Annotated in this window: 24 protein-coding genes; 14 read left to right on the top strand and 10 right to left on the bottom strand. The window is 37.6% G+C overall.

The annotated features are described in order from the left end of the window. The first annotated feature begins 43 nt into the window (after positions 1-43). On the top strand, positions 44-364 hold the full coding sequence (locus KD050_RS07560) for a DUF3870 domain-containing protein (protein ID WP_211895579.1): 321 nt from the start codon (positions 44-46) through the stop codon (positions 362-364). Between the two features lie 78 nt (positions 365-442). On the opposite strand, the gene KD050_RS07555 is transcribed toward KD050_RS07560, so the two are convergent. The 6 genes from KD050_RS07555 to KD050_RS07530 all read right to left on the bottom strand — a co-directional run bounded on the left by KD050_RS07555 (position 443) and on the right by KD050_RS07530 (position 6,026). Further along, positions 443-1,636 carry a thiolase family protein gene (locus KD050_RS07555; RefSeq protein WP_211895578.1) on the bottom strand — a complete coding sequence of 398 codons (1,194 nt, stop codon included), beginning with the start codon at positions 1,634-1,636 and terminating at the stop codon, positions 443-445. Between the two features lie 12 nt (positions 1,637-1,648). Then, on the bottom strand, positions 1,649-2,284 hold the full coding sequence (locus tag KD050_RS07550) for a 3-oxoacid CoA-transferase subunit B (RefSeq protein WP_211895577.1): 636 nt from the start codon (positions 2,282-2,284) through the stop codon (positions 1,649-1,651). After that, the gene (locus KD050_RS07545; RefSeq protein WP_211895576.1) at positions 2,277-2,963 is read right to left on the bottom strand and encodes a CoA transferase subunit A; all 687 of its coding nucleotides are present in this window, start codon (positions 2,961-2,963) and stop codon (positions 2,277-2,279) included. The genes KD050_RS07550 and KD050_RS07545 overlap by 8 nt, the downstream gene beginning before the upstream one ends. A gap of 14 nt (positions 2,964-2,977) precedes the next feature. Then, positions 2,978-3,694: a carboxymuconolactone decarboxylase family protein gene (locus KD050_RS07540; protein ID WP_211895575.1), complete on the bottom strand. Its 717-nt coding sequence runs from the start codon at positions 3,692-3,694 to the stop codon at positions 2,978-2,980. A gap of 199 nt (positions 3,695-3,893) precedes the next feature. After that, positions 3,894-4,727 (bottom strand): alpha/beta fold hydrolase, encoded by an 834-nt coding sequence (locus KD050_RS07535; protein ID WP_211895574.1) that lies wholly within the window; start codon positions 4,725-4,727, stop codon positions 3,894-3,896. 756 nt (positions 4,728-5,483) lie between these two features. Beyond that, on the bottom strand, positions 5,484-6,026 hold the full coding sequence (locus KD050_RS07530) for an NADPH-dependent FMN reductase (protein ID WP_211895573.1): 543 nt from the start codon (positions 6,024-6,026) through the stop codon (positions 5,484-5,486). Positions 6,027-6,414: 388 nt separating this feature from the next. Here KD050_RS07530 and KD050_RS21255 point away from each other — a divergent pair, with 388 nt between their 5' ends. The 3 genes from KD050_RS21255 to KD050_RS07515 all read left to right on the top strand — a co-directional run bounded on the left by KD050_RS21255 (position 6,415) and on the right by KD050_RS07515 (position 9,057). Beyond that, positions 6,415-6,663: a LexA family protein gene (locus KD050_RS21255; RefSeq protein ID WP_235753939.1), complete on the top strand. Its 249-nt coding sequence runs from the start codon at positions 6,415-6,417 to the stop codon at positions 6,661-6,663. Between the two features lie 837 nt (positions 6,664-7,500). Further along, positions 7,501-8,136 carry a 3D domain-containing protein gene (locus tag KD050_RS21445; RefSeq protein ID WP_305080241.1) on the top strand — a complete coding sequence of 212 codons (636 nt, stop codon included), beginning with the start codon at positions 7,501-7,503 and terminating at the stop codon, positions 8,134-8,136. 171 nt (positions 8,137-8,307) lie between these two features. Continuing rightward, the gene (locus KD050_RS07515; RefSeq protein ID WP_235753938.1) at positions 8,308-9,057 is read left to right on the top strand and encodes a 3D domain-containing protein; all 750 of its coding nucleotides are present in this window, start codon (positions 8,308-8,310) and stop codon (positions 9,055-9,057) included. A 255-nt stretch (positions 9,058-9,312) separates the two neighbouring features. Here KD050_RS07515 and KD050_RS07510 read toward each other — a convergent pair whose 3' ends face one another. Continuing rightward, a complete protein-coding gene (locus KD050_RS07510) occupies positions 9,313-10,338 on the bottom strand; it encodes a FecCD family ABC transporter permease (RefSeq protein WP_211896233.1) in 1,026 nt (341 codons plus the stop codon). Next, positions 10,338-11,378, bottom strand: a complete 1,041-nt coding sequence (locus tag KD050_RS07505) for a FecCD family ABC transporter permease (protein ID WP_235753937.1) — start codon at positions 11,376-11,378, stop codon at positions 10,338-10,340. Before KD050_RS07505 ends, KD050_RS07510 begins: the two co-directional genes overlap by 1 nt. A gap of 122 nt (positions 11,379-11,500) precedes the next feature. On the opposite strand from KD050_RS07505, the gene KD050_RS07500 reads away from it, so the two are divergent. Then, positions 11,501-12,496, top strand: a complete 996-nt coding sequence (locus KD050_RS07500; protein WP_211895572.1) for an ABC transporter substrate-binding protein — start codon at positions 11,501-11,503, stop codon at positions 12,494-12,496. 44 nt (positions 12,497-12,540) lie between these two features. Here the strand turns inward: KD050_RS07500 and KD050_RS07495 are convergent, their stop codons facing one another. Further along, positions 12,541-13,038 (bottom strand): hypothetical protein, encoded by a 498-nt coding sequence (locus KD050_RS07495; RefSeq protein WP_211895571.1) that lies wholly within the window; start codon positions 13,036-13,038, stop codon positions 12,541-12,543. 142 nt (positions 13,039-13,180) lie between these two features. Between KD050_RS07495 and purU the strand changes: the two genes are divergently transcribed. Then, positions 13,181-14,089, top strand: a complete 909-nt coding sequence (gene purU / locus KD050_RS07490) for a formyltetrahydrofolate deformylase (protein ID WP_211895570.1) — start codon at positions 13,181-13,183, stop codon at positions 14,087-14,089. Positions 14,090-14,612: 523 nt separating this feature from the next. Here the strand turns inward: purU and KD050_RS07485 are convergent. After that, on the bottom strand, positions 14,613-15,659 hold the full coding sequence (locus KD050_RS07485; RefSeq protein WP_211895569.1) for an acyltransferase family protein: 1,047 nt from the start codon (positions 15,657-15,659) through the stop codon (positions 14,613-14,615). A 110-nt stretch (positions 15,660-15,769) separates the two neighbouring features. On the opposite strand from KD050_RS07485, the gene KD050_RS07480 reads away from it, so the two are divergent. The 8 genes from KD050_RS07480 to KD050_RS07445 all read left to right on the top strand — a co-directional run bounded on the left by KD050_RS07480 (position 15,770) and on the right by KD050_RS07445 (position 21,112). Then, positions 15,770-16,381, top strand: coding sequence for an SGNH/GDSL hydrolase family protein (locus KD050_RS07480; protein ID WP_211895568.1), 612 nt, complete (start codon positions 15,770-15,772; stop codon positions 16,379-16,381). 60 nt (positions 16,382-16,441) lie between these two features. Beyond that, entirely contained in the window at positions 16,442-16,852 is a 411-nt protein-coding gene (locus tag KD050_RS07475; RefSeq protein ID WP_211895567.1) for a YugN family protein, read from the top strand. Positions 16,853-17,088: 236 nt separating this feature from the next. Then, positions 17,089-17,541 carry a tRNA (adenosine(37)-N6)-threonylcarbamoyltransferase complex ATPase subunit type 1 TsaE gene (gene tsaE, locus KD050_RS07470; RefSeq protein ID WP_211895566.1) on the top strand — a complete coding sequence of 151 codons (453 nt, stop codon included), beginning with the start codon at positions 17,089-17,091 and terminating at the stop codon, positions 17,539-17,541. After that, positions 17,538-18,224: a tRNA (adenosine(37)-N6)-threonylcarbamoyltransferase complex dimerization subunit type 1 TsaB gene (gene tsaB / locus KD050_RS07465; protein ID WP_211895565.1), complete on the top strand. Its 687-nt coding sequence runs from the start codon at positions 17,538-17,540 to the stop codon at positions 18,222-18,224. The genes tsaE and tsaB overlap by 4 nt, the downstream gene beginning before the upstream one ends. Beyond that, positions 18,214-18,669: a ribosomal protein S18-alanine N-acetyltransferase gene (rimI, locus tag KD050_RS07460; RefSeq protein WP_211895564.1), complete on the top strand. Its 456-nt coding sequence runs from the start codon at positions 18,214-18,216 to the stop codon at positions 18,667-18,669. Before tsaB ends, rimI begins: the two co-directional genes overlap by 11 nt. Continuing rightward, positions 18,666-19,685, top strand: a complete 1,020-nt coding sequence (gene tsaD / locus KD050_RS07455; RefSeq protein ID WP_211895563.1) for a tRNA (adenosine(37)-N6)-threonylcarbamoyltransferase complex transferase subunit TsaD — start codon at positions 18,666-18,668, stop codon at positions 19,683-19,685. Before rimI ends, tsaD begins: the two co-directional genes overlap by 4 nt. Before the next feature lie 526 nt (positions 19,686-20,211). Continuing rightward, a complete protein-coding gene (locus KD050_RS07450; RefSeq protein WP_211895562.1) occupies positions 20,212-20,700 on the top strand; it encodes a DinB family protein in 489 nt (162 codons plus the stop codon). A gap of 67 nt (positions 20,701-20,767) precedes the next feature. Beyond that, entirely contained in the window at positions 20,768-21,112 is a 345-nt protein-coding gene (locus KD050_RS07445) for a helix-turn-helix domain-containing protein (RefSeq protein ID WP_211895561.1), read from the top strand. Positions 21,113-21,144: the final 32 nt, after the last annotated feature.

Here is a 21,144-nt window from a genome sequence, read left to right as displayed (position 1 = left end):
TATGCTAAAATGTATCTAGTTTAAATTAACGGAGGTCCTATTTATGCAACAATTAAATACTTTATTAGTAACTGCATATGCAAAAGCGCCACAAGGTACAGCTATGTACGAAATCTATAAACACGCAGGTATTGTGTTAGAAATTGATAAACTAACGCATAAAATAGTGGATGCAGAATTTACATTCATAACTGAGTTAGCGCAAAATTTCTTTAAACGGATGTTAATAAATTTTGACTTCACGATGGATATCAACATTTTAATCGAGCGTATTGAAGAGCATTATATGGCCCCTTCGAGTGGAGCAGTTATAGTCGCTTTAAAATCTGCACAGAAAAGATATTTAGAAAAAATAGCTAAATAAGTTTACTAAAATTGTTCTTGATATTAAAGCGTTTACATTTGTCCATAAAAAGAAAATTCTCTTAGAAGAATTTTCTTTTTATTTTGCTTGGCAATTTTCAACAATTGTTGTTATGCCAAGTCCGCCGGCGATACATAGTGTAACTAAACCATATCGCTTGCCTGTACGCTCTAATTCATGGATAAGCTTTGTCATTAAAATAGCCCCAGTTGCACCAATGGGATGTCCCATTGCGATAGCCCCACCGTTAGGATTTACTTTGCTTTGATCTAAGCCTAATTCTTCTATAACGGCCAGTGATTGGGAAGCGAAGGCTTCATTTAGTTCTATCACATCAATGTCATCTATGGAAAGCCCAGCTTGTTTTAATGCTTTTCGTGTTGCTGGAACAGGACCGATACCCATGATAGATGGATCTACACCAGCTGCTGCCTGGGCGATGATTTTAACCTTTGGCTGAAGACCTAGCTCTTCGGCTTTTTCTTTTGACATTACTAGAAGGGCTGCAGCTCCATCATTACGACCGCTAGCGTTAGCGGCAGTTACAGATCCACCCTCGCGGAAAACAGGTTTTAAAGTAGCTAGCTTTTCTAGAGGTGTCAAACGTGGGTGCTCATCGACCTTAAATATTTCAGTTGTTTTACGTGCTTTAATCTCGTAAGGGACAATTTGTTTTTCAAAGAAGCCGTTTTTAATAGCATTTTCAGTACGAACTTGGCTTTGATACGCAAATGCATCTTGTGCTTCACGGGAAATGGAGTACTTTTCAGCTAAGTTTTCAGCTGTTTCGCCCATTGTTTTTAGCCCGTAGGATTCTGGTTGAGAGCCAGGCTGACTTTCTGTATTTGGATCTAAAATTTGGCTATTTCCAACATTTAGCCCGTACCTAGCATCGCGAATATAGTAGGGTGCTGTACTCATAGATTCTGTACCACCAGCAATAATAACGTCGCTTAATCCAAGCGCAATCTGCTGTGCAGCATTATTAATGGATTGTAAGCCAGAACCACATTGACGATGCACCGTGTAACCGGGTACTTCAAGTGGGATATCCGCACGTAATGAAGCAAGGCGAGCAACATTAGACTGATCAGCACTTTGTTTTGCTTGACCTAAGATAACTTCATCCACTTCATTAGGGTCAATTTGTGTGCGAGCCAATAGTTCTTTTATAACGGCAGCACCCATGTAGTCAGCGGTCTGAGTCATTAATGAGCCGCCAAGCTTTCCAATTGCAGTACGAACGCCTTCTACAATTACTACTTCCTTCATGATGATTCCTCCTTATTTCAAGCTATTTATAAATGTAGCTTCTGTATTAGCTTCTACTGTTTCTAAATCGACCCCTGGCATTAATTCAATTAAGTGTAATTGACCATCGATGTATTTAAAAACTGCTAAATCCGTAATAATTGTATCTACACTACGTGTGGAGGTAATAGGGTAATTACATTCCTTCAAAATTTTACTTTTTCCATCCTTGGATGTATGAGTGGTCGTTACAATGACCTTGCGAGCACCAACTAGTAAATCCATTGCGCCGCCTACACCTATAATGTTTTTTCCAGGTACTGCCCAATTGGCGATACGAGCGTGTTCATCTACTTGTAGTACTCCTAAAATTGCTACGTCCACGTGACCGCCACGAATCATTGCAAAGGATGCAGCGCTATCAAAGTAAGAGGCTCCAACAGCTTCTCCAACAGCAAATTTGCCTGCGTTAACGATATTCGGATCAATATCTTCCTCGGTAACATCCTCGACACCAAGCATCCCGTTTTCCGTGTGTAAGTAAACATGGTTTTGTTCTACATAATTGGCCACAAGTGTTGGAATTCCAATGCCTAAGTTAACAATTTGCCCTTGCTCTAATTCCCTGGCAGCACGCTTGGCGATAGCTTCTTGAATTGGATTAGCCATGTTCGATGACACCTTCCTTTGTCAAAATCTTTTTCGCAAGGATAACGCGATCAACAAACAGGTGGGGTGTAGCGATTTCATCACTTTTTAGTTCGCCAGCTTCTACTATTTCTTCCACTTCAACAATCACTGTTTTAGCAGCTGTTGCCATGAGTGGGTTGAAGTTGCGCGCTGTTTTGTAATACACTAGATTGCCTAATGTATCTGCTTTATAAGCACGAATAATGGCTACATCTGCCTGCAATGCTTCTTCAAGAACGTATTCCTCGCCTTTAAACACTTTGGTTTCTTTACCTTTAGCTAAATTAGTGCCAAAAGAAGTCTTTGTATAATACCCAGCAATCCCGGCGCCACCAGCCCGAATAGATTCTGCAAGTGTCCCCTGTGGCAAAAGCTCAATCTCGATTTCACCACGCTGGAAGGCATCGCCTACATCCCGATTTCCAGTGAAATAAGAGCCTATCGCTTTTTTTACTTTCTTTTGTTCTAGTAATTTCCCTAAGCCTTTACCTTGTTCACCGAGATTATTACTAATAATCGTTAAGTCTTTAACATCAAGTTCTACTAAAGTATCAATTAATGTGAGAGGACCACCTACAAGACCAAAGCCGCCTACCATAATTGTTTGACCAGTTTGGACACAATCAAGTGCCTCTTCGGCTGAATTATAAATCTTCATATTTTTTCACTCCGTTATTTTTGGATAAGTGCATCACTGATTTCAAACCAGGAAGGGATACCTGCTGTCAAAAGACAAATGTATCCAAGTTCCGCTAAGCGAGGTTCCTCCACGCCTTTTTCACGTGTTTTTGTTGCCCAGTAATCTGTTTCTATATTCTTTAACACTGTCGTGTAAATACCGGTCATTAAAATGTATTTCATTTGTTCATCGACTACGTTTGATGCTAGTAATTTATTAGTTAAAGCGTTTTCATCTTCGGATACAAAAAGAGATAGAATCTGTTCATAGTAATCTTTACTATCGTCAGTTGAAGCAAATTGTGCGTAATAACGAACAATATCAGTAGCTGTTGCATCGTGTGAAATCTTTTCAACTTGGGTGCCAGTTAGCTCAAGTGCATATTCAAAGGATTGAAGACCGATTTGTAATGCTTTCTCTCCACCGTAGTTATAGGCTACAAGTAAATACTCAGCCAATTCTTCAAGTGTAGCACCACCATCTATTGCACCTTTTGTGTGATAAACCATGCTTCGTGCATAATGTCGAGCAGAGTTAATACCAACTAGTAAAATATCTTTTTCCTTTACTGAAAGTACTCCTTCAGCCATTGCTGCCCCACGTAATGCTGTGTAATGATCTAACATCGCCGGGTTATAATCATGCATTTTTTGAACCCAACCTGGTACGACATCGTAAACTTTTTTAAAGTAATCTAATCCAGTTGACATATCATTTTCGCTCCTTTTTAAATAATAAAAAGGCCACACTACGCTCATGAAGACAATAGTAGTGTCCTTTGAGAGTAGTGAGGCCAACAGTCAAGTGGGGAAAAACAAAGAAAGGTCTTTTCTCTGTAGCCACCTGATAGGCTTTATATTAATGATTATCTAATTATTCACATAAAATCCGGCAAATTTCAACCTTTTTTTATAATTTCTTTACAAAATCCTTTATTGTCGGGTTTACATCGCTACGTTCCTCGAAAACAAGTGTATAGTGATTGCTATCAGTCGTAATTTTATGAATATTTCTCGCGTATTGTTGTGTTTCAATATACGATTCAGCTAAAAACAACGCTGGCATAGCACCGATACCACCAGTTGAATGCACTAGTAACACTGGACATTCTACCTGAGCAAACACTTCGGCTGGCTTGTAATCATAGAAGCTTTGGAAATCTTGACGAATTTTTGTTTCATCCGATTTATTCTCCCAATGACCATCTACTTCGGCTATTTCATAGCGACCAACACTTTCCATATGATCATTCCAAACTACTCCAAGATTACTATAAATTCTCTTGATTTCCTCCAAATAGTCCTCTGCCGTTTCATAATGTTTACTAATCCGGCCAAGAGAAGGCTCCACAATTTGTCGTTGATGATCCGTACAGGTTGCAGCACCATCAAGTAAAATAACACCTTTCACATCATCCCGTTTACTAGCTACATTAGCCATGATAAATCCACCCATTGAGTAGCCCATTAATATCGGATTTTGTATATTTAATGCATCGATTAAACTGATAATATCCTGTGTATGCTGCTCGATACCTGTATTTTCAGTAGCCTCGGAGCTATTTCCGCGACCTCTTAAATCGACAGAAATAAATCGATAGTCACCCTTGAGTAACTCGGCGTAGTAATGTAGCTGTTTACTATTTCCTGTTAAGCCGTGAACACCTATGATTACACCCTTTGTTCCTTCATATTCTGCGTAAGCTAAAGTACCACCATTAACTTCAATTGAACGATATTCCATATGTATCCTCCTTTATGTACAAAGTATAGAGTAATTTGTACACCTTCTTTCTAGAAAAGTCAAAATAATTATTTTAGTTATGAAATTAATTTCATGCTCCAAATTATCAATTTCATCGCTTTTTTTAGTTGTTTGAACTATTAATAATTTACATCGCTTCGCTAATGTTATTAGCGTTTTATTGTAGTAGTTGGAGGAATTCGTTTATAGTACTTTTTTGATATTTGTTTTAAGTGTATGGATATATACTTAGGTATATGGATATATGGTTTGGAAAAATTGGACATTCATAAAAATAAGTTGAAATTATTATATGAAAAAAGCAATGCGTACCATAAATTGTTATGCATTTTTTGTGCCTTTTCACACATATAAAAATGAACTTAGGAAACCTAAAATATTTCGACAAGTTTGGGCCAAGACGTATTTCAAACTGCGAAGCAATGTACTGGAAATTGTATCGCATTGAAGCCTTGTCAAGCGGGTGGATTAATGAAATTTGGTGCAGAGATTTCGGACTTTTATTATTCAAGGATGATATTACGGTGAATGAAATGAAATATGAAAAGTTCGAAGTGGTGATTCCAATTAGAGCAGGCTTTTTTATGGAAATCGATCGCGAAAAAGTGATGCATTATGCGAGAATGTGAAGGATAGACTGGTGAAGGTATGGTCATTTATATTTAACTTGAACAAATAATATTATCCCTAAACTTAGAAAACACCTCTTCTGCACGAAGAGGTGTTTTAGCATTATTATAAGTAATTTTTCATCCATTCTTGGAAGTTAGCGATTACTGTATCAATAAATTCAATTGTTGATTTGTCTGTTAATTCACCATTATCATTAAATTTCGTGTGCGCTGCTCCAACGTATACTTCGTTCATTGGTAGTAATGGTGAATTTAGGCCACTTGCAAACAAAATATCACGTAGGTGCATTTGAGCTTTTACAGTTCCTAAAGCACCCATAGAAGCTCCCATAATCATAGATGGTTTTACATTCATTACTTTATCTACACGACTCATCCAGTCAATTGCATTTCCTAATACACCTGGAATTGTAGAATTATATTCTGGTGTTACCCAAAGTACAGCGTCTGCTGCTTTTACTTTTGCTTTGAAGTCTAATACTTCCTGTGGTGCATCTAACTCGATATCTTGGTTATACATTGGGATTGGCTTTAAGTCTAAGATTTCTAACTCAAACTTATCTGCATAGCGTGCTTGTACATGTTTTGCTAGTTTTAAATTGAATGAATCTTCACGGATACTTCCTACGATTGCAACTACTTTCATGATGTGTTCCCTCCAAAGTTCTATTTAATGGAAATTTTTTTGATTTCCACTGTAAGTGTGTGACTCCCGGTTATTAACGATGACATGATACATTTCTTTGCGCTGAACGTTTGAGAAGCAGATTCTTCACATTGTGCCATGTCTTTACCTCAGTCCTTTGTTAGTATAGAAGGTTACTAAAAGTAAGTCAAAATATTTGGCTCGCGTTTTTCTATTTAGGTATTAAAGAAAATAAAAAAAGAACCGGTAGCGGCTCTTTTTGGCAAAGGCAGGATTTTATTTCTAGTTACTTTTAATCCATAAAAATTAATGAAGCACGGTAGCACTGATCTAGATAATGAAGAAGTAGCAGAATTCACGGATTTGGAATCCGGTCTTTTTGTAAATAATGATACGAAATGTAGTATTCCGCTTATCGGATGTAGCTGCCGGAGTTCCTATTTCTGTCAGCATTGAGTTTGATAATTTCCTTTCAATTCCAAAGGATTGGATCGTTTCAGAAACAGATACTTTCACACTTACTGTAACAGGGGATAGTATGATTGGAGCTGGAATTGATAAAGGAGATACGGTTATTGTCAACCGTCAGCAATCGGCTTCCAATGGGTGGTTACATTCTACTGATTTCCGAAAATGAAAAATATGAGCCTATTCAAATGAAAAAAGAAGATGTATTGATCAATGGTAAGGTAATTGGTGTTATGAAGAGTAAATCCTAAGGCCTGTTTTAAGTACTTAATAAAAAGGCAACAGAAACATACAGAATATCTAGTCATACAAAGGTAAAGCGTAGCAAGAGCGATTGTTCTCAATGGAGAAATAATCTTTTCTAAATTGGGGAAAGGTTAATTTTAAAAAAAGAATGATTAATATGAAACTGAGTCAATTTCATAATTACTTATTTCAATCTAAAAAACGAATATTTATGTGGAATTATATTAATTTATCCGTTTATTTAAAGTGGATTTCGTTGATAGGAGCGCAAGGCGGCGACTTCAACGGGAACAGCACGAGTTGAAAGCCCCGCAGGAACGCAGTGACGAGGAGATTGAAGCCGTGCCCGCGGAAAAGCGTCCGCCTGTTTCTGCATCGCTACGCTAGCTTCGAAACATGAAAGGGCGTTGGAGTGGAAATCAAATTTGTTCGGATTTAAGTGCTAATTAATTCATTATGAAATTGACTCAACTAAATAGAAAAAAAGAAGCTGCCAATTATCTTTGGCAGCTTCTTTTTATGAGACAAAAAATTATTTTCTATATCGAAAAAAGATATTTCCATATAAACCCTCGTATAAAAAAATTGTTTAGATGCACGTTAAAACAGTCAACAAAATCAGATATTAGGAAATATAGTAGACCATTAACTTTGCTAATAATAGCTATCTAATGTTAGTTATAAGCAAAAAGGTTTGTATGACTCATTTTAAGGGCAATACATATAAGGGATTATTGAAAAGTACATTGGAGGTATAACATTGAAGATTAAAATTGCGATATTTACATTATTATTTATAAGTATAACTATTTCTACAGCAAGTGCGGTAGAACCATTATTGAACCAAGTAAATTTACCGAATGAACATATGGAAGATATGCCTGTCTTAGAGGATAGCTCTATAGTTCTTCCAGATCCTTCTATACATACCGTAATAGATGGGGACAACTTATATGATATTGCGGCTACTTATAATATTTCAGTTGATTTACTAATGGAGTGGAATGGATTGTCAGATCATGTAATCTACCCAAAAGACCAGCTAGTGTTAAGTAGCGATACTGAATTGGTTAAGCACCCAGATTTAATACCGCCTGATGGACCAGGACAAGAAATGATAGTGGAGGCAACTGCCTACACTGCTTACTGCTATGGCTGTATTGGAATAACTGCTTACGGTATTGATTTAAGATCGAATCCAGAGGAAAAAGTGATTGCAGTGGATCCGACGGTTATTCCACTCGGTACTAAAGTGTGGGTGGAAGGTTACGGAGAGGCGATCGCTGGAGATACAGGTGGTGCGATAAAGGGAAATCGAATTGATGTGTTCATTCCTACTTATGATGGGGCGATTGAGTGGGGTAGACAGCAGATAACACTGAAAATTTTGGAGTAATTTTTTATGGTAAATTATGTGTTTTGAACGCCATTTTTCCAAACTGATTTTAATTGTTTGGGAGGATGGTTTCTTTTTATTTTGTGCGAATGTTTGTTTTTGAAAGTTTTTGGGCAATACTTAGTCAAATTTAAAAGTGATTGAAAGATTGCTTGTAAGGAGGATTTAGTATTGAAAGCAAAAACGATGTTAATGATTTTAGTTGTTACTTTTTCGATGAGTTCAGTAACGTATGCTGCTGACCTAGCCGCCACGAGCGGTGGAGAAGGATATGAGATATATACGTCAGATAGCGAGACGGATTTTATTCTTTTCGATGATGCATTAAATCTTGAACTAGCCTATGATTTTCTTTTTGAGCCTTTGACATACACGGTGGAAAAGGGTGATAATCTATTTCGGATTGCCCTTGAGCACAGCATTTCATTGGAATCGCTGCTGGAATGGAATAATATTGAGGGTGATTTAATCTTCCCTGGTGATGTATTAAATGTTAGCGAGGAGAGATTCCCAGAGACTGTTAATAAGGTGGCAGCTGCATCAACTGTAGCTAGAAGTTCCCCACCTACTAACGTGTCCGAAGAATCAAAAGTGACCGTGTCATCTTCTATTGTAGAGCCGGCAAGTTCCGGAGAAGAGATGATTGTTACCGCTACAGCCTATACAGCCTATTGTGAGGGGTGTTCGGGAACAACGGCATACGGAATTGATTTGCGAGCAAATCCCGATCAAAAAGTAATTGCCGTAGATCCACGTATAATTCCACTAGGCACAAAAGTGTGGGTAGAAGGCTATGGTGAAGCTATAGCTGGTGACACTGGGGGAGCTATTAAAGGAAATAAAATTGATGTATTCATCCCTTCATATGAAAATGCAATTGCTTGGGGAGTCAAAGAAGTAAAAATTAAAGTAATCAATTAAACCAAAAATCCAGACCAGCAATTATTTGCTGATCTGGATTTTTTAGATCCACTATTCGAAATTAGCTATATTCAATTTCATAATTACTTGTTTCAATTAAAAATACGAATGTTTACGTGAGATATCACAATTTTTATTAGCTTTTTTAAAAGTCGATTCCGTTGATTGAAGCCGTGCCCACGGAAAGCGTCCCCCTGAAGCAAAAATCAACATTGGTCTGATTTCACTATTTAGTATACTTTAATGAAATTAAATTCAAGTAGTTTTTATGAGCAAGTAAATAAAATAAGGTGCACCAAGAACAGAGATAACGATTCCAACTGGTAATTCCATCGGTGCTAAAATGACACGACCAAGTGTATCAGCAAGTAATAATAACAATGCTCCTAACAAAGCTGAAAGAGGTAATGATTTGACATGGGAAGCACCTACCAAACGTCGAGCTATATGCGGGGCGATCAAACCGAGAAAAGTAATTCCTCCTCCAACTGATACACAAACACCTGCTATAGCAACGGAGATGAAAAGCAGGAAGCGCCTTTCTTTTTCAATATTGGCACCGACGCCTATAGCGATGGAATCACCTAGCTTTAATACATCTAATACTCGAGATTTATAAAGAACAATCGGAATTAGGACAACTAACCAAAGAGCAATTGTCCACACGAATGTCCAATTTGTCCCCCAAATACTTCCAGATAGCCAAACAATAGCTTTCATAAAGTTAATAGGCTCCATCTTCATTTGAAAAATGGTCAGTCCTGCTCCAAATGCAGCATTAATACCAATTCCGACAAGTATTAGCCGAACTGGGGTTACTCTGCCATTTTTCCAGGAAAGAATGTAAATTAGGAACGCAGCAATAAACCCACCGATTAGTGCAGTGAAGGGCATGATGAAAATAGACAGCCAACCTGTTATAAATACAGTCCCTTGGAAAAAGAACATATAAAGCACAACTGTAAAGCCTGCACCGGCATTGATCCCTAGAATACCAGGATCGGCAAGTGGGTTTCCAGAAATTCCTTGCAAAATAGCCCCTGATATAGAAATTCCCAAACCAACGAGTAATGCCATGAATATTCGAGGTAAACGGAACTCGAATATAGTTAGTTCATTTTGAGGAGTGCCATTCCCAAATAATGTGGCAATAACATCAGCTATCGGTATTTTCATATATCCTGCATTAATACTTATAAGAACGGCAATAATGATTAAAACAAAGGTAATCACCATAAGAAATTTATACTTTGTCTCATTTTTAGATAAAGTGTTTGGCATCATAGTCCTCTCCCCTCTTTACGTGCTAGATAGAGGAAGAACGGTACACCAATAAGCGCAGTTATCGCACTGACGGGTGTTTCAAACGGGGGATTTACCATGCGTCCAACAATATCTGCAGTTATCAATAATAGTCCGCCTAAAATAGCAGAGCAAGGAATGATCCAACGATAATCGACTCCTACTAAAAATCTAGTGATGTGAGGGATTACAAGACCCACAAATCCAATCATACCTGCAATAGAAACTGCGGCTCCAGTTAAAAGAAGAACGGCAATTGTTCCTAAAAATTGTATATAACCGGTTCGTTGGCCAAGTCCTTTTGCGACATCTTCTCCTAAACTTAGCACAGAGATAGATCGGGACAGGATTAACGCTAATATAAGTCCTACAACAATAAATGGGATAGCAAATAAAATATGTTGCGGCTGAATACTAGAAACACCTCCAGCATACCAGTAGCTGATATCCTTCGATACATTGAACTTAATACCGATAGCTGTAGATAGGGAACTTAGTAGGGAAGTGATGGCTGAGCCGACCAGCGCTAATTTCACAGGAGTAACTCCACCCTTTGCCATAGCGGAAATTCCGAATACTAAAGCAGCACCAAGCCCAGCTCCAACGAATGAGAACATCATTAATCCCAAATAGCTTATACCTGGTAAAGCAGCAAGCGCAATGGCTATTAAAAAAGACGAACCCGAGGTAACACCCATTATGGAGGGAGAGGCCAGTGGGTTCCGTGTCATCCCCTGCATTATTGCACCAGATACTGCCAATGCAGCACCAACACAAATAGCAGCAACTGCCCGAGGAAGTCGAAGTTCACGAATAATTACATGTGATGAATTATCTTGATTAAAATGGAAAATAGCGTTCCATACATCTTGATAACTTAAGTCGGATGCTCCAAAATTGATGGACACTATAACACTAAGTCCAAGTAGTACAATGCCGATGATAACGACGAAGGAGCTAGTAAAAGGATTTTTAAAATCTATCGTAGTTTTTTTAAAATTCTTTGATTTTGTATTCATATGTATCATTATCTCCATTATTCGTAAAAATACCTATTGACAAATATAAGATTCTGCATTTTAATTGAAATCGAGAATCATTATCAATAAAGGAAGTATAACATACAAAAAGGGAGATTAACATGAAAAATTTACTAGTTAAAAATAAGTGGTTACAATTAGTAGGAGCAGGTGCTTTGGCTTTAACATTAGCAGCTTGTGGTGACGAGGAAACAACAGAGGATCAGTCTTCAACAGACCAAGCAGAAGAAAAAGCAACTGACTCACAAGAAGGTGAAACTCGTACATTGACAGATGCGATGGGCAATGAAGTTGTAGTACCAGCTAACCCGGAACGCGTACTAGCTTCCTACCTAGAAGATAATTTGGTCGCATTAGGAATAACACCTGTTGCACAATGGAGTGTAAATGACGGAGCTAGCATTCAAGGATACTTGCAGGATGACTTAAAAGACGTACCAATGATTCCTCATGACCTGCCATTCGAAGCGGTTCAAGAATACGCACCAGATTTGATCATTATGGACTCAGCAAGCATGGTGGAAGGTGGTAAATACGAGCAGTATAGTAAAATTGCCCCAACATATGTAATTGGAACAGAAGTAAATAACGATTGGCGCGATGAACTAAAGCGTGTAGGGGAAGTATTTGGTAAAGAAGCAGAAGCTCAAAAGGCATTGGAAGATTATGATGCAAAAGCTGCAGAAGCAAAAGCAACGATTGAAGCTGAAGTTGGGAATCCTTCCGTAGCAGCAGTATGGTTAGTAGGTGGGAAATTCTTCGTAGTAGGAGAAAACTTATCTAGTGGTGCTGTAATGTATGGTGATTTAGGGTTGAAGACACCTGCAGTAGTGAAGGAAATCTCAGCAAGTGCAACTGGTAACTGGAGCGAAATCTCTTTAGAAAAATTGGTTGAGTTGGATGCAGAACATTTATTCTTGATCAACAGTGATACAACAAGTGGTTCTGCTGCTTTAAGTGATGCTTTATGGAACAGTGTACCTGCAGTAAAAGCTGGAAATGTATATGAGTTCTCACCAGATGAAAGCTGGTTATACACTGGTACAATTGCAAACACACAAATTATCGATAATATTTTAAAAAGCATTGTAAAATAATTTACGCAGAAGCTATCTCCAGGTTATTGGGAGATAGCTTCTATTTATTTTAGCTCTTCTGCCAATTTAGATCTACGAAACTTTCTATGACGCTTAAACTCCTTCATCTCTTCCATCGTTTGATAGGACAATCGAACATGATAATAATTGGTATACTCTGCTAGAGCAAAAAGATATAGAAAGAGAAACCAATAGAATTCTTTTGGATAACTTATCAATTCATACATAACGAGAACAAAGCCAACTCCTAGAAGAAATAAATTCACTCTCTTCAGACCACGGAATAATTTTAGTTGATACTCGGGTAGAATAGAGAAATCCCTCCGCTTAGCTTTTCTCCATTTCAAATACCAATAATAACTTCCTTGTAATAAAAGAAACTCTAGTAATAGAAATGCAAATAAAGGAGCGAAAGAGGTTAAGTATGGTTTTGTCCATTCATGAATATTTAAAAACATTAGCCATACCCCTGCAAAGATTATTGTTGCTGCCAATTCCCCCGAAAACAAATTAAATAGTTTTTTTATAAGTTTGTGATACATTCAATCACCCCATTTGAGTCAAAATAAAATTGTAGAAACCATTATATAGCACTTTAGTCATTTAATTTGCTAAAGGGTTGAGAAGAAGGATAGAATATTGCATAATAAGAAAATTAATATTTAAATATTGGGAGCTGTTTATATGTCAATCAACACAAAAGCAAAAAGCAATTCGCAACAGCAAAACACCGATTTACAAAACCGCGGACGCCTACTAGTAAAATGTCCTGATAAACCAGGAATCGTTTCTGTATTATCGACATTTTTACATACACATAATTCAAATATAATTGAGTCTAGCCAGTACTCCAGTAATCCAGAGAACGGCACATTTTTTATCCGAATTGCTTATCATTGTGAAGGTCTACTCGAAAAGGCTTCGCTTATGGAAAAGGATTTTGAACAAATTGCTGCAGTGCATAATATGGAATATAGTTTTAATTATTTGCATGAGCGTACACGTTCCGCAATTTATGTTTCTAAGGAACCACACTGTTTAATGGAGCTTTTATGGGAATGGCAAAACGGAGATTTGGATACCGATATTGTTGTAGTCATCAGCAATCATGAAGACGCGCGTCCATTTGTCGAAGCTCTAGGCATTCCATATTATTGTATACCAGCAAACAAAGATATTCGAAAACAAGTGGAAACTGAACAAATTCGATTGATGGAGCAATTCAACGTAGACTTACTAATTTTGGCTCGTTACATGCAAATATTAACACCAGAGTTTGTGGAGCATTTTGAAAATCGCATTATTAATATCCACCATTCATTTCTACCGGCGTTCATCGGAGCGGGTCCATATGAGCGCGCTTACGAACGTGGAGTAAAGCTGATTGGTGCTACTTCTCATTATGTAACAAACAATTTAGATGAAGGTCCTATTATCGAACAAGACGTAGAGCGAGTGGATCATCGTGATGACGTGGTAGAGTTAAAGAAAATTGGTCGTACTATCGAACGTAGAGTATTAGCAAAAGCAGTCAAATGGCATTTAGAAAATCGTATTATCGTCGAAGGCAATAAGACGATTGTGTTCCACTAAGCCAAAAGTTGTAAAGACCTATATAGGTTGAATGCGCTAGTCATTCTGTATATAATGAACATAGAAACATAGACTATAAAGACTGGATACGCGAATATCCAGTCAGCAATTACAGACCGCAGAAAGAGCGGTTGGTCCAGGTCAGAATAACCGTCAAACCTTTAGCTCAGGGGACGGTTATTTCTTTTTTACAAAGAAAATGATAATGGTCACTACGATGGAAAAGGTTGCTATTAGTACAGCACTAAGCTGGATCAACAAACTCATCATCTGGTATGTTGTCATGGCAACACCTCCTTAAGGAAAAGTGACCAGCCGCCCACCCTGCTATGTAATTACCAACTTATTATAACACAAAAGGGAACTTACGTTCTATTTTATTTGTTCTATTGCGATTTAACAGCTTTAATTTGCGATTCGGGATAGCTAACTTGCGATTTCAGATCTGCATGCTTTCTCACGCAATTTTTTCTAATAATAAAAGCCCTACCAGAGCAATATTTTTTCTCTGTTAGGGCTTTTATTAGATTTGAATCGGTTTTTTCGCTCGGATATCTCCTAAGAAGAACTTTCCATATGGAATCATTTTTTGAATGGTGATGGATGCTATAATTGGTATGATTAAACCTAGAGCGGTAAAGCCAATTATGCCATATTGGAAAAAATCGTTTAGGATAATATCGGTGAAAATATGCAAATACATAATAGCAATCGAATGCTTTTCGATTTTAGCTAACCAGTCTAGTGATAGAATAGTAGTAATTCTTTGAAACAGACCGAGAATAACGATTATAAACGCAATCGGAATGACTAGGTCGAGCAGTAAATGTTCGTATCGTAGGAACTTCATACTAAGGTGATAATCAATAAAACCTAGTTTATCTGTTATTATTGCTGTGATTGCAACGATTAGGGCACCTATCAGCCATGGTCTTGTAATGTTCATCCAAATCGTTTTAGCGTAATAACCAAGAGAAAAATAGACGATCGCCATTAGAACCACATCTAGGTTCCAAAGCATAGGAATTGTTTGTGATGCTTCGTCTGGAGCCCCGCTAATATATTGCATTGCGAAAATACTTTCTAAATGAGCAACAATATAAAAGACAATGAGTAATCCAATTTGTTTGGCGCGACTTAAATACTTTGTCATCATTATGAATAATAAATAAGTAAAGAATAATGTCGTTATGAACCAGAAAACTCCATAAGCACCACGTGCAAACCGGCCTGCAATTACTAGCTTCCATAAATCTTGCAAGTACCAGGTTATATCAAAATTACCACCCGCAAGCTCCATACCGTATCGAACAGTTGTAATAGCTACTAGGAAAAACAAATAAGGAACTATTAGCTGTAGGAATCTTTTTTTAATAGGGACTTTTGTGTCTTGATCTTCTTTTAATTCTTTAAAAAATAATCCACTCAATAAGAAAAAAGCTGGCATATGAAACCAGTATATATAAGTGATGAATGGGAAATCCAATTCACCTGGATAATGTCCGATAACAACTAATATCATTAAAAATCCTTTTGTTACATCGACCCATGTTAAGCGCTTGTTAGCCATAAAACTTCCTCCAAAACATAATATCTATGTTTGTTTATCCGTTTTTGGGTAATTATAAACGTATAGTGTGTTTCAATTATATTACATATTTTTAAAAGGAGTTTTGTTATATGTTGGAAATAATTTGTTTTGGTGATAGTATCACTGCTAGAAAAGAGGGTCATCCATCGCCAATATTAACTCATAAATTGACGTCAAAATTGCCTAATTATGAATTTATCAATGCAGGAGTATCTGGAAATACAACGGAGCAAGCGATGTTTCGTTTCAATAAAGATGTCCTATCTAAACGACCTGATGCGGTTACGGTATTATTTGGAGCAAATGATTCGGCAACTCATAAATTTGTAGATTTAGATACGTTTAAGCGTAATATTTCTTTATTTGCCAAGCAGATAGGTCCAGAAAAGACGATATTGATAAGCCCCGCTCCTGTTGATGAGTCTCTTCAGCCCAATAGAACGAATGAGCGAATGGAGCAATATGCCTTGGCTGTTCAGGAGGTTGCCGAAGAAACAGATAGTTATTTTATCGATTTCTTTCACGTTTTTTATTCTCAGCCAAACTACAAGGAGCTTTTAGTCGGCGAGAAGAATGATGGTCTGCATTTTGGTGAGGCAGGCTATGAATTGCTCTCTGATTTAATAGTGCAAAAAGTAGAGGAAATGGAGATTGAGGATGGTTTCTTCAAAAAACTAGTAGACCGATTAATGAGAGGCTAGTATTTTTCAGACGATTCTTGGAAATGATAGTAGGAAGATTCGAACGAGGAGTGAATTTTCTTGCTGCAATTACAAACAAAGTTGGAAGGTAAAGAAATTGGTTTTGGTGATTTAAGAAGTAGAATAGATAGCCTTGGCTACACGATAGGTGGAAATTGGGATTACCACAAGGGCAGTTTTGACAATGTACTGTGGCGAGATGAAGGGGAAACAATCTACTTGCGACTTCCATTCGAAGTGGTGGAGGGAGAGTTAGATAATTACGATGCCCAAATTAAATTTCAAACCCCATATGTCATCAAGCATGTAGTCAATGTAGGCTTAGACGAGGATGAGAATTCGCTACTCACATCAACAGGCTTCAATCAATTCCAAGATCCTGTTGATAAGGATGGGCATATTGCCAACCAAAGCAAATGGGCATTAGCTGGAGAGCGAGCTGTTGAGAAGATCATACGATTAGTCCAATAATTGAAAGATCATTTTGCAGCAGATGCGAAATGATCTTTTTTTTAAAGAACAATGACGGAACTTACTGGTTTTTCCGTTAAGCAGGTTCATAAAGTCATTGAAAGTAAAGGCTAATGCACTATGCAATGGCCTTTTTTTATTGCGCTAAGTTGCCTTAAAGACCCCACACTTACAATATTCGATATATTTCTTTATAATAGAAGCATTAGAGATGTAACTGGAAAGGAATGCGACCGATGAAATATGAACGAATGATTAATTCGGAGCAAGAAACAAAGGCTCTTGCTGAGCAATTGGCAGCTCGCTTACATGCCGGTGATGTACTGACGTTAGAAGGCGATCTAGGAGCAGGTAAAACGACATTCACAAAAAGTGTGGCGAAGGGGCTAGGAATTACACGCAATGTGAACAGCCCGACGTTTACTATATTAAAACAATATGAGGGCAGACTTCCGTTAAATCATTTAGATGTCTACCGACTTGCGGACAGTGATGAGGATTTAGGATGGGACGAGCTGTTTTATGGAAATGCGGTTAGTATCATTGAATGGGCTCATTTAATAGCTGAGGATTTGCCAGCGGAACGGCTGGCGATTCAGATTCTTCGACTGGATGAGGCTGCACGAAAATTTACGTTTGAGCCATTTGGCAAACGATATGAACAATTATGTGAGGAGCTTTTTGGATGATTTGGTTAGGAATAGATACGTCACATACACCGCTTGCGGTAGCTATTGTAAAGGATGAAAAAGTACTTGCTTCGTTTCAATCCTCGGTGAAAATTACTCACTCGATTGGTGCTATGCCAGCTATTGAGGAATTAATGGAAAAGGCAAATATCAAACCAAGTGAAATAGAGGCGATTGCCGTAGCTAAAGGACCGGGTTCCTATACGGGAGTCCGAATTGGAGTAACGATTGGAAAAACGCTCGCGTGGACATTAAATGTACCGATATATTCCGTATCTAGCTTACATGTACTTGCCGAGAATGCACCGTATTTCCAAGGGGTTGTATGCTCCATAATGGATGCACGTCGCGGCAATGTATTTGCTGGAATTTATATGAACGGTGAAGTAGTAAAGGAAGCACATATGTCCTTAGTAGATTTACTGACAACTCTGGAAGATTTGAAACAACCTGTTTTATTTGTTGGCATGGACGTTACAATTCACTGGGATCAAATAAAAGAAGTACTAGGAGAAAAGGTTCAACGAGTTAATGCCGCTTTAGATTTACCAAATGCAGCTGTATTAATAGAGATGGCGAAAAAAATGGAACCTTTAGAAGTGCATTCAGTTGTGCCAGAGTACTTGCGTATTACCGAAGCAGAGGCAAACTGGATGAAAGAGCAGAAGAAAAATGGAAACTAATATAACATATCGCAAAATGACGCTAGATGATATAGATCAAGTACTGTTGATCGAACAGGAGGCATTCGACACACCGTGGACAAGAGAAGCCTTTGAGCACGAAATGACAACAAATTTATATTCACACTATCTTATTGCTGAAACAGAAGCGAACGAAATAATTGGATACTGTGGCATGTGGGTAGTGATGGATGAAAGTCATATTACTAATGTGGCAGTAGCCGAGCGAATGCGTGGAAACAAAATTGGAGAAGGCTTGATGCGTGAAGCTATCCGTGTTGTAACGGAGCAGAATGTAGTGCTCATGACGCTAGAAGTTAGAGTATCAAATGATGTGGCGAAGAACTTGTATCATAAGCTTAACTTTCAAGACGGAGGCATACGGAAAAACTATTATTCAGACACCGGAGAGGATGCACTTGTAATGTGGGTGGAATTCAAATGATAAAAGATCAATATATATTAGGAATAGAAACGAGCTGTGATGAAACAGCAGCATCGATTGTGAAAAATGGACATGAGATTATTTCCAATGTAGTCGCTTCACAAATCGAAAGTCATAAACGATTTGGAGGAGTAGTGCCAGAAATTGCATCTAGACATCATGTGGAACAAATTACTATTGTCATCGAAGAAGCATTAAAACAAGCCGGTATGACACCACGGGAAATAGATGCAGTTGCAGTAACAGAAGGTCCAGGTTTGGTAGGTGCACTTTTAATAGGCATAAATGCAGCCAAAGCGTTCGCTTTTGCACATGGGCTGCCACTTGTTGGAGTTCATCATATTGCTGGTCATATCTACGCAAATGCACTCGTTCAGAAGATGGAGTTTCCACTTCTTGCGTTAGTCGTGTCTGGAGGACATACAGAGCTTGTATTAATGAAGGAAGACGGAATGTTCGAATTAATAGGTGAGACTAGAGATGACGCTGCTGGTGAAGCGTACGATAAAGTAGCACGAGTATTGAATCTTCCGTATCCAGGAGGTCCACATATCGATAAACTTGCTAACGAAAGTGACGAAGCAATGCAATTTCCAAGGGCATGGCTAGAGGAAGGGTCTTACGATTTTAGCTTTAGCGGATTAAAGTCTGCGGTTATCAATTATCAGCATAATGCCGAGCAACGTGGGGAAGAAATCAATCCGAACCATCTAGCGGCAGGATTCCAGCAAAGTGTAGTGGAAGTGTTAACGACAAAAACTATTCGTGCAGCACGTGAATTCAAAGTGAAGCAGGTCATTGCTGCAGGTGGAGTCGCTGCCAATAAAGGACTTCGTACTTCACTAGAGGAAGCATTTACAAAAGAAAATATACCTTTTTATGTACCACCCATCAAGCTATGTACAGATAATGCTGCCATGATTGCAGCCGCAGGAAATTCTAAATATTCGGCAGGGCATACAGGTAATATGTCGATGAATGGTAGACCAGGTTTAGAATTAAATAGTTGGAACTAAGTGAAATCCTCTTTTCTTCGACAAGAAAAGAGGATTTTTTAACATGTAATTTAGGAGTTGTCAATAGAGAACATTCGTACTTATGCACAATTTGTGGATAACATGTGTGTAACTTAGTGAAAAACTATATATAGTATAAAAATTACACACATCTATGTGGATAATATATTTTTAAAATTGTGGACAATGTGGATAAAGCTGTTGATAGATTGATATAACTAGTTTTTTAATGTGAATAAATATGTGGAGAAAAATTATAACAAAATAGTACTTGACCAACATATATGTATACAATTCGACATAACACCAAATCTAAATTTAGAGCATTAGAAGGATTAATAATGAATTTGTAGAATTTTAGTAATAAGTGAGAAAATACCTGGAGCGGCAATCGACTTTGTTTGGATTTCACCAAAACTCTATTATGAAATTGAATCTGGTCCAATCTATTATTCCATAAATAATGGTTGAATAAAAAAGGTCTATAAGATAAAAGAATATTTTTCTATTTTTAGGAGGAAACTTAGTGAAAATGTTTTTTCAGTATAATTGGATGGTTAGGGAAGAATGGTATCAATGGTGTGAGAGATTAAGTGAAAAAGATCTGTTATGCAAACGTACAGGTGGAGTAGGAAGTATTCTAGAAACTTTATTTCATATAGTTGATGTGGAATGGAGTTGGATTCGCATTTTGCAAGATAAGCCCGACTTTCAGGAGAGTTTTGAAAATTATAATACGCTTGAAAAAGTACGGCAATTAGACGCTGAATTTCGATTGGAAGTCGAACCCTTTGTGAACGACTGGAATGATGCTATGGAAAGTCGCATACTTTACGATACGTTATCAGATGGAAGGATTGAACAGGATACTTGGGGTGAAGTTGTTCGACATGTAATTGCACATGAGATACACCATATCGGACAATTATCCATTTGGGCAAGGGAATTAGGAGAGAAGCCGGTATCTGCTAATGTAATTGGACGTGGCCTTGCTGATTCAGCAAAAAGTAAATGATTGCTTCATGATTCAAGCGGAGAAGTAATGTCCATCTACATTCACGAATATCAAGGGGAAGTGACTTATGAAAAAGGAATATTCTATCGTAATATTAGCTATTTCAATAGCTTTCAGTGGTTTTTGGATAGGAAATGCGATTATGCATCAACAGAACTCGGAAGTAGAAGTTGTGAATTACCAATTTGTTGATGAAGTTTTATCATTATCGGAAGCATCTGATTATCTGAAAATAAGTGAAAAATCGATCAAGGCAATTATTAGTCAGGAAAAAACACACTTGAATAACTATGGTTCATTTTCTGGTATGATGTTCCCTTATTCAAAAGTATATGGGGAGTATATCTTTTCAAAAAAGTCTTTAGATATATGGATAAATGAATCAACTACAAATAGGAATGAAAAAGAGTAAAATAAAAGGGATTAGAAAAGGTAGTAAAGCCA

This window comes from Psychrobacillus sp. INOP01 (assembly GCF_018140925.1).
In the GTDB taxonomy this organism is placed as follows: Bacteria; Bacillota; Bacilli; order Bacillales_A; family Planococcaceae; genus Psychrobacillus.
The sequence above is the reverse complement of the archived record's forward strand: the minus strand, read 5'-3'. Positions and strand labels throughout refer to the sequence as shown.